Below are 8,394 nucleotides of genomic sequence, written 5' to 3' on the forward strand. Positions count from 1 at the left end.
GGCGGGCATTCGGGAACGCGTCCTTGCTGACCACCACATGATTGTCGGTCAGCAGGCGGCGGCGGAACGCTGTCTTGCCCGACGCCTGCAGACCGATCAAGATCGCCAGTTCCAGCCGATCAACCACAGACCGCCTCCGGTACCCGCATCTCACTCACCGGGAAGAGCTGATCCTGCTGCGGGGGCGAGCGGTGAGCGTTGTTGTCCCGCTGTCCGTCAGGGCCGGCCGGCGGGGCGGTTCAGCCTGATTATCGCCCGCCCCGAGAGTTTTTTGGTGGCTGGTGGGGCGGACCGGTGGGACCGCGTCACATGTCGACCCTTTGGGTGTCGAAGAGCCGCAGCAGCGGTGCGGTGTCCTGCGGTGCGTTGCGCAGCCGAGCGAGAAGCAAGGACTCAGCTATTTCCTCCAGGGTCGCGGCGATGACGTCCAGGTCCGTCCGACGCAAGGAGGGGACTTTGCGTGCCAGGCGCCGCAGTTCGGCATCGATGACGGTGCGGCTGTGGCGGTATACCTGGGCAACGAAATCCGACCTGGGATCGTCCGGGCACCGGGCGGCGTGTCGAGTAGGGCACGATGTTTCAGTGTCCATGCCGTGGACTCCTGCCCGTTCCGGTGTGGGGGGTGTGCGAGCCGCCGAATGGTGTGGTGACTCCGTCATAGTGGAGTTGCAGCATCATCCCCTGATGTGCGTGGGGCAGATTGTGACAATGGTTCATCCAGATCCCGGGGTTCGTGGCCGCGAATGCGACCTCCCACACCTGCCCGGGACGGACATCGAACGTGTCCATCCACAGTGGGCTGCCGGATGACGGTCTGCCGTCCGTGGACACGATCAGCACGGGATGGCCGTGCAGGTGCCAGGGGTGAGTCTCCAGGCTCCGGTTGACCACGGTGAACCGGACGATGTCACCTTCGGCGACGAGCTGATCCGCGATCGACGGGTGGCCGCGGCCGTTGACCGTTTGCGCATACGCCGGCGCACCGTCGACCATGGCGACCGCACGGTCCAGGACGATCGTGAAGTGCCGGTCGGCTTTGCTGGCATCCAACGGCACCGCGGCCGGCTCTCCGTAACGCAGAAGGTCGAGCTCCGGCCAGCCGGAGGTGTCCTCGACGGCCGGATCCTCACCGGCGGCGGCGCCCTCCGGACGCAGCCGCACGCCGCCGTCGTGATCGTTGTCGACAACGAGCGCCACCGCGGTGTCTGGCATGGCGAAGACCAGGTCGTGCCGTCCGCCAGCGGGCAGGCGAAGTCCCACATCACGAACCTCGCCAGGTTGGTTTAGATCCCGGCCGTCGACGCCGTCACCCGGAAGGGCGTGCCGGCCAGCGTGAACCGGTGTGGATCCGAGTCGGTGTTGATCAACCGCAACCGCACGGGCGTACCGGCTGGCGCGGTGTGTTCGGTACGCCGTCCTGACCGGCGATCACCACGGTGCCGTCGAATGTGTGCACCGGCAGAGTCAGATCCAGGTGCTGTGGGGGAGCGGGCTCGTCCGCCTGCTGCGTGTCGCGTGGTGTCACGACGAGGGTCCCGTACAGCCCCTTGCGCACGCCACGGTGTGAGGCCTGGTGGGTGTGGTACCAGTAGGTTCCCACCTGATCGGCGCGGAAGCGGTAGACGAACTCCTCGCCGGGTGCCACCACGTCCTGGGTCACGCCCGGTGCGCCGTCTTCACCACACGCCACGTCGTAGCCGTGCCAGTGCAGGGTCACTCCGTCGTCGATGTCGGTGTTGCGCAGCGTCACCTCGATCATATCGCCGACGGTGGCGGTGATCGGCGGACCGGGGGCCCGGCCGTTGTAGGTCCATGCCTGGATCTCAGGTCCCGATGGGAGCCGGACGGTGGCGGTCTGCGCGGTGAGTACGTACTGCCGCCTCGTGCCGCCCGGCGCCGGTGCGTCGGCCCCCCACAGGTCGGCCACGGACACGGCCGCTCCGGAGCTGGACGACCGCCCGGGACCGCCTCCGGTGGCGACGGATTCAGCCGGCCTGAACAACAGGCCGACGCCGGTTGTGCCGGTACTCGCCACGACTGCTCCCCCCGCCAAGCTGATGAACCGGCGGCGCGAGAATCCGGGCTTTCCGTTCGGTGCCTGTATGGGAGCGATGTCGGCGTCGCCGGTGGGGTCGGCCGGCGTGGCTGCGACGCGCGCGGTCAGCAGTGCGGCCGCGCAGACGAGGGAACTGGCGATCAATGCGGTGCTCCAGGTCAGGGGGTACCCGGCCAGGAAGGTCACCACGAGCCCGGCCAGGGCCGCGTATCCGGCGGTGAGCAGCAAGACCACGCTGCTTGCCGGTATCCCGTCGCCCGTCGCCCGGCTGGCGAGTGTCCCGGCTTCGGGCGCGCGCCTCGCCGCCGTGAGCAGCCGCGGGCCGGCGATCAGGACGGCGGCCACCCCGGCGGCTGCCAGCATCGGCAGGCCCAGCAGCACCTTCTCCTGCACGAACCACCAGCCCCGAGCGGCCAGCATCGCCACCGTGGTCATCCGGGCAAGGGTTACCAGCACCGCCGCAGCGAGAAGGCCGAGCGCCAGCCGGGCGCGCCGGAAGGCGACAGCGACGCCGGCCGTGAGCCATGCGGCGACGCTCAGCAGCGCGACCGCATGGTCCACGATGATCAACTGACCCGTTGTCATGACGCCGGCTGAGCCGATCCGGTTGCTGGTCCGGGCATCCCCGCGTCGTCGCCCGCGCCGGCCGGTCGATCGGTCACCGCGGGCCCCGGCAGCGCTCGCGCCTGCCGGACGATGATCCCGACCACGGCCATGATGACCAGACCGTTGACCGCGTGCAGACCGAAGACGAGCTGGCCGACCGTTGCGCTGTCCCCGTCGTCGAACGCCTTGGCGAGTTGCGCGATGACAACCTGGACCACGGTCAGCCCAGCGACCAGACCGGCCATCCCGACCAGTCGTCCTGGCATCCGGGCGAGCGCGGCGACGATTGCCATCAGGACCGGCAAGAGGAAGATCACGTACCCCAGCGCGCGATGCGGCCGGAAGGACTCGTCGTTGGGCGCGGTGCTGAATGCGCCGCTCCCGGCAAAGTAGAACTGTGCTACGACGGCCAGCATCAGCAGGATCGCCAGGCCAGCAAATACTCTCCGCACAATGTGCTCCTTCTGGTTGGGTGAGTCACGAGATGTGATTCGGGCGTCGTCGCCCTGTGGACGACGGCTCGTGGCCGACTGTGACAGCTGGCCGTCGTACGGGCGGGCCGCTGCCGGGGGATGGCCGGTAGACGCTGTCTGCCTCACCGGGACGGGAGCAGTTCCGCCTCATCGATGGGGCGCAGGAACGTATCGGGCGGTCCTTCGACGTGCAGCTGGGGCAGGCGCCGCTCCATGACGCGAGGAAGCCACCAGTTGCTGCGGCCGAGCAGGTGCATGATCGCCGGCACGAGCAGCATCCGGACAATGGTCGCGTCCACCAGGATGGCCGCGACCATGCCCAGCCCGAAGACCTTGATGAAGACCTGGTCACTCGGGACGATCGCCGCGAAGACAACGATCATGATGGCTGCGGCGGCGGTGATCACCCGTCCGGTGCTGGCCAGTCCGGTGACGATGGCCCGGCTGTTGTCCTGGGTACGCACCCACGACTCTCGCACCCGGCTGATCAGGAAGACCTCGTAGTCCATGGAGAGGCCGAACAGCAGCGCGAACATGATGACCGGGACGAACGCGGCCATCGGGGTGGCGGTGTCGATGCCGACCAGCCTGCCGGCCCAGCCGCCGTCGAGGAAGAAGGCCACCACCCCGTACGCCGCCGCCACCGACAGCAGATTCATCACGGCAGCCGTGACCGCGATGACGACGCTGCGGAAGGCCACCAGCAAGAGGAGCATCGACACGACGACGACGCCACCGATGAGCAGCGCGAGCCGGTTGGCGATCAACGCGTTGAGATCGATCACCGCCGCGGTTGCGCCGCCGACATGTACTTCTGTGCTGGTGCCCTTGGTCGCGGCCGGGATCACGTCGTCGCGCAAGGTTTGGACGAGGTCTTCGGTGGCGGCCTCCTGCGGTCCGGTGGTGGGCACGACGGTGATCAGCGCCGTGTCACCGGCAGGATCGAGCCGTGGCGGCGATACCGCTGCGACTCCCGCCGTGCGGCCGAGCTCGGCTTGTAGCCGCTGGAGGGCCGCGTCGCCTTCGGCTGGCGACACCTCCGCCGCGACGAGCAACGGCCCGTTTTCGCCGGGGCCGAATCCCTCGGCCAGCATGTCGTACGCCTGCCGATTCGACGTATCCTCGGGGTCGTTGCCTGCGTCGGGGAGACCGAAGTGGACGCCGAGGAACGGCGCGGCCAGCACCAGCAGCAGAGCGACACTCGTCACGATGGCGAGTACGTTGTGTCGCTGCACCAGCCGGCTCCAGTGCGCCCAGCCGGCCGCTGGCACCAGGTGGCCGTCGGCGGAGATCTGGGCGGTACGGCGCCGTCCCAGCGGCACCCGGAGCCGGTCGATGCGCCGCCCCAGGTAGCCCAGCAACGCGGGAAATAGTGTGATGGCGGCGACCATCACGACCAGGGTCGCCACCATGGTGACGATGGCGGTGCCGTTCATGATGGACAGGCCCACCGCGAACAGCCCTGACATGCTCACCATGACCGTGCCGCCGGCCACGAGGACCGCACGGCCGGCGGTGTCGAGCGTCGCTGCGGTTGCCGCTTCGGGGTCGAGTCCCACCGCCCGCCATTCGCGGAACCGGGTCACCAGCAGCAGCGCGTAGTCGATGCCCAGGGCGATGCCCAGCGTCATGCCGATGATGGGCGCGAAGTCGGGCACGTCCACCACGGCCGCCACGACGCCGACCAGGCTGGCGCTCACCGCCAGCGCACCGATCGCCATGGCCAGTGGCAGCCCGGCCGCCACCACCGACCCGAACATGATCAGCAGGATCGCCGCGGCCGCGAGCAGCCCGATCAGCTCGGATCCCGACCGGGTCGCCTCGGCGAGTTGCACGGCCCGTCCACCGAGCGCGATCTCCAGCCCGTCGCCCTCGGCCGCCTCGGCGGCGGCCAGCAGCCGTTCGGTGTCTTCGACCGGCATGTCGTTGGGGTTGGTGACATCGAGATAGACGCGTGCGGCGAGCGTCCGGCCGTCCGGCGCGATGGAGCCTTTGGCGGAGTACGGATCCTCGACCGACGCTACGTGCGGCACGCGTCCCAGCTCGCCGAGCAGCGCGCTGACGCCACGTCGCACCTCGGCGCTGGTGACCTCGTCCGCACGCACCACCACCCGCACCGTGTCGCCGGACTGGGCCGGGAACCGCTCTCCCAGCAGGCGCTGTGCCTGCTCGGAATCCGAGCCCGGCGCGGAGGAGGCGTTTGCGAACTCGCCCCCGAAAGCCATCGACAGCCCGAAGGCGATGACGAGGCCCACGGCCCAGGCGATCAGCACTCTTCCCCGCCGGCGAAAGGCCGGGCCCGCGAGTCTGCCCAGCGGTCCCGGCCGCGGTGCGTCGGGTGACCGTTGGCGATTGTCGCGGGCGGGCACCGCATCAGTCATTGGAACCGTAATTGGTTGATTCACGGAAGCGATCGTCGCGTCGCCGACCCGAGCGCGTCCTCGGGCAGCGGATGGCAGTTCCTACGCAGATTTGCGTAGGCGGCCCGCACCTGGTCACGCCCGTCGTCGTAGCCGGTCACCCGGGCGCGGCCACTATCATCGCAACATGAAACGCCGAGCGGCGCCGTTCCGCCTGCCTGTCCTGGCCCAGGACGTCCTGCTCGGACTCTTCGTCGCCGTGATGCAGGTTCAGGGCACCGCCGCGAAACCTCCAGAGGTGGGGTCGCGGCCGCTGGCCGATCTCGGGCACCTGGGGTACGTCCTGCTGATCGTGAGTGGCCTGGTGCTGGCCGTGCGCCGCCGCTGGCCGGTGCCGGTGTTCATCACGGCCGCTCTCGCCAGCCTGGTGTACTTCGGCGTCGACTTCCCGGATGGGCCCGGCTGGCTCGGGCTCTTCGTCGCCCTGTACACGCTGACCGCCTACGGCGATGGGCGCCGGTCCCTGGTGACAGCCGGCGTGGGTATCACCGCGCTGACCATCGGCTGGCTGGTCGCGGCGGCCGACATCGAACCGCGGGAGGCCATCGGGTGGGTGTTCTTCCGGATCGGGGCGTCGGTGATGAGCGCTGCCCTTGGTGAGTCCGTCCGATCCCGGCGGTTCATCGCAGCCGAAGCGCAGGAGCGTGCTGAACGGGCTGAACGGACTCGGGAGGAGGAAGCGCGTTCGCGGGTTGACGCCGAGCGGCTCCGGATCGCGCGGGAGGTCCACGACACCGTCGCCCACGCCATCGCGATCATCAACATCCAGGCCGGTGTCACCGCGCACGTGCTCGACAAGCGGCCGGAGCGGGCGCGCGAGACACTGGTGGCCATAGAGCAGACGAGCTCCCAGGCGTTGCGGGAGATGCGGGCCATCCTCGGCGTGCTTCGTGATTCCCACGACGGGCGAGTGCCGCACCCGGGCCTGGAGCAGATCGACGAACTCACCGCGAAGGCGCGCGATGCCGGACTCGACATCAAACTCGAGGCGACGTCGCCAACGTCGCCACCGCCGAGCGCGGTGGGCGGTGCTGCCTACCGAATCTTGCAGGAGTCGATCACCAACGTGATCCGCCACGTCGGACCGACCCGGGTGACCGTAGCGCTGAACTATGGAACCGATGTCTTGGAGATCCGTGTGATCGATGAGGGTCGCCGGCACGCACCGGGTGATGACGCCCCGGGCCCGCACGTACCAGCCAAGCATCCGACCAGCAACGGCACCGGCAGCTCAGCCGAGCTGGGCAGCGGGATCCTAGGAATGCACGAGCGCTGTCAGCTGTTGGGCGGGGAACTGGTGGCCAGGGCCCTGCCGGGCGGCGGGTTCGAAGTCAAGGCACGTCTGCCCCTGGCGCCGACCGGAACGGCGCACCTATGACCGCGGCAGCCGCGTCGTCACCTGGCAGCGCTCCGATTAAGGTTCTGCTCGCCGACGACGAGGGTCTTGTGCGATCCGGCTTCAAGGTTCTGCTCGACCTCGAAGACGACATCACGGTGGTGGGGGAAGCTACCAACGGTGCCGAGGCCGTGGAACGAGCCCGTGCCATCCGGCCCGACGTCGTGCTCATGGACATCCGCATGCCGAAGGTGGACGGGATCCAGGCCACCAGCCAGATCGCCAAGACGTCCGGACTTCAACAGGTCCGAGTCCTGATCCTGACCACCTACGAAACCGACGCTTACGTCTTCGAGGCACTGCAGGCCGGCGCAAGCGGCTTCCTGCTCAAAGACGCCGGACCGGCCGAGCTCCTACACGCCGTCCGGGTCGTCGCCGCCGGAGACGCGTTGCTCGCGCCGCGGATCACCCGACGCCTCATCGCCCAGTTCACCGCGCAACGAACAGCCACCCAGGCAGGGGAGAACCGACTGGCTGTGCTGACGCAGCGCGAGCGGGAAGTGCTAGCCCTGGTGGGACAGGGCCTGAGCAACGACGAGATCGGCGCCGAGCTGTTCCTCAGCCCGGCGACCGCCCGCACCCACGTCAGCCACGCAATGGGGAAACTGGGTGCACGCGACCGCGCGCAACTGGTCGTCATCGCCTATCAGACAGGGCTGGTCAGCCCGTAGAGTCCGCGCTGACTCTCAACCCGACCAGGACGACGCTGCGCACCTCTGCCCGGTGGCCGGCGTGCAATACGCCACCTCGGGCACGACGGACAGGCGTCGAGGTCGATTCCCAGCTCCGTCGCGCCCCCGCTGGGATGGCCCCTGGGCGAGCCGACGGTGGCTTCACATTCACGGCGATGACCGTGGTCGGGGGATGGGCGCGCTCCCCTGACTCGTGGCGGCCTCGACGGTCCCATACGGGCTCCCGGCTCCATCGGCAGATTTCCGCCAGGTGCGGCGCGGCTTCGACGATGTCACCTGGCGCCCACGACGCTGCTGAAGAACACCATGACCGTCGCGAGCCTGCTGATGGTCGGGCTGTTCGTGGCCCTGATCGGCAGCGGCATCGGTTGGTGCTGGTCACGGGCGGCCCCTGGTTCGTCTGGCTGCAGCGGGTGCACCGCTGGGCCACGTACCGCATCACGCCGGTACTCATCGGACACATCGTCATCGCTGACGGCTTCCCGCCCGGGTACCGCGGCGTGGCCCGAGCCATGCACCTCGGTGGCCTGTCCAGGCACCCGCCAGCACGCGCAGTGAGTGGAAGTGCTCCCGGGCCCGTTGCCGGGCCTCGAACTCCTCGGCGTTCACGGCTTTCAGCCTTCCATCGGCTCGACCTGGAACCCGCCCCTGCCGTCGAACCGGACTTCGTACAGCCGGTCGAATCCATCGGCCTGCCGAGGGCGTCGGAGCCGCTTGAGCGTGTCATACAGCCCAACGTCCGGCACCCGGG

7 protein-coding genes are annotated in these 8,394 nt (G+C 69.0%); 2 read left to right on the forward strand and 5 right to left on the reverse strand.

What is annotated here, in order from left to right; all coding sequences use genetic code 11:
- Positions 1–305 precede the first annotated feature (305 nt).
- The 5 genes from JNW87_RS30750 to JNW87_RS30770 form a co-directional block, all read right to left on the reverse strand.
- Complete coding sequence (locus JNW87_RS30750; protein WP_161558023.1) at positions 306–446, reverse strand: hypothetical protein; 141 nt, start codon at positions 444–446, stop codon at positions 306–308.
- 133 nt (positions 447–579) lie between these two features.
- Positions 580–1,260: a multicopper oxidase domain-containing protein gene (locus JNW87_RS40950; protein WP_238454867.1), complete on the reverse strand. Its 681-nt coding sequence runs from the start codon at positions 1,258–1,260 to the stop codon at positions 580–582.
- Between the two features lie 103 nt (positions 1,261–1,363).
- Positions 1,364–2,617: a multicopper oxidase domain-containing protein gene (locus JNW87_RS30760; protein WP_238454870.1), complete on the reverse strand. Its 1,254-nt coding sequence runs from the start codon at positions 2,615–2,617 to the stop codon at positions 1,364–1,366.
- Between the two features lie 20 nt (positions 2,618–2,637).
- On the reverse strand, positions 2,638–3,261 hold the full coding sequence (locus tag JNW87_RS30765) for a DUF6220 domain-containing protein (RefSeq protein WP_238454868.1): 624 nt from the start codon (positions 3,259–3,261) through the stop codon (positions 2,638–2,640).
- Complete coding sequence (locus JNW87_RS30770; RefSeq protein ID WP_238454869.1) at positions 3,258–5,390, reverse strand: MMPL family transporter; 2,133 nt, start codon at positions 5,388–5,390, stop codon at positions 3,258–3,260. Before JNW87_RS30770 ends, JNW87_RS30765 begins: the two co-directional genes overlap by 4 nt.
- 292 nt (positions 5,391–5,682) lie before the next feature.
- On the opposite strand from JNW87_RS30770, the gene JNW87_RS30775 reads away from it, so the two are divergent.
- The gene (locus tag JNW87_RS30775; RefSeq protein WP_109805927.1) at positions 5,683–6,933 is read left to right on the forward strand and encodes a histidine kinase; all 1,251 of its coding nucleotides are present in this window, start codon (positions 5,683–5,685) and stop codon (positions 6,931–6,933) included.
- On the forward strand, positions 6,930–7,622 hold the full coding sequence (locus tag JNW87_RS30780) for a response regulator transcription factor (RefSeq protein ID WP_109805928.1): 693 nt from the start codon (positions 6,930–6,932) through the stop codon (positions 7,620–7,622). The genes JNW87_RS30775 and JNW87_RS30780 overlap by 4 nt, the downstream gene beginning before the upstream one ends.
- The last annotated feature ends 772 nt before the right edge of the window (positions 7,623–8,394 follow it).

The organism is Micromonospora sp. ATA51, assembly GCF_016802855.1.
GTDB classification, from domain to species: Bacteria; Actinomycetota; Actinomycetes; order Mycobacteriales; family Micromonosporaceae; genus Micromonospora; species Micromonospora sicca.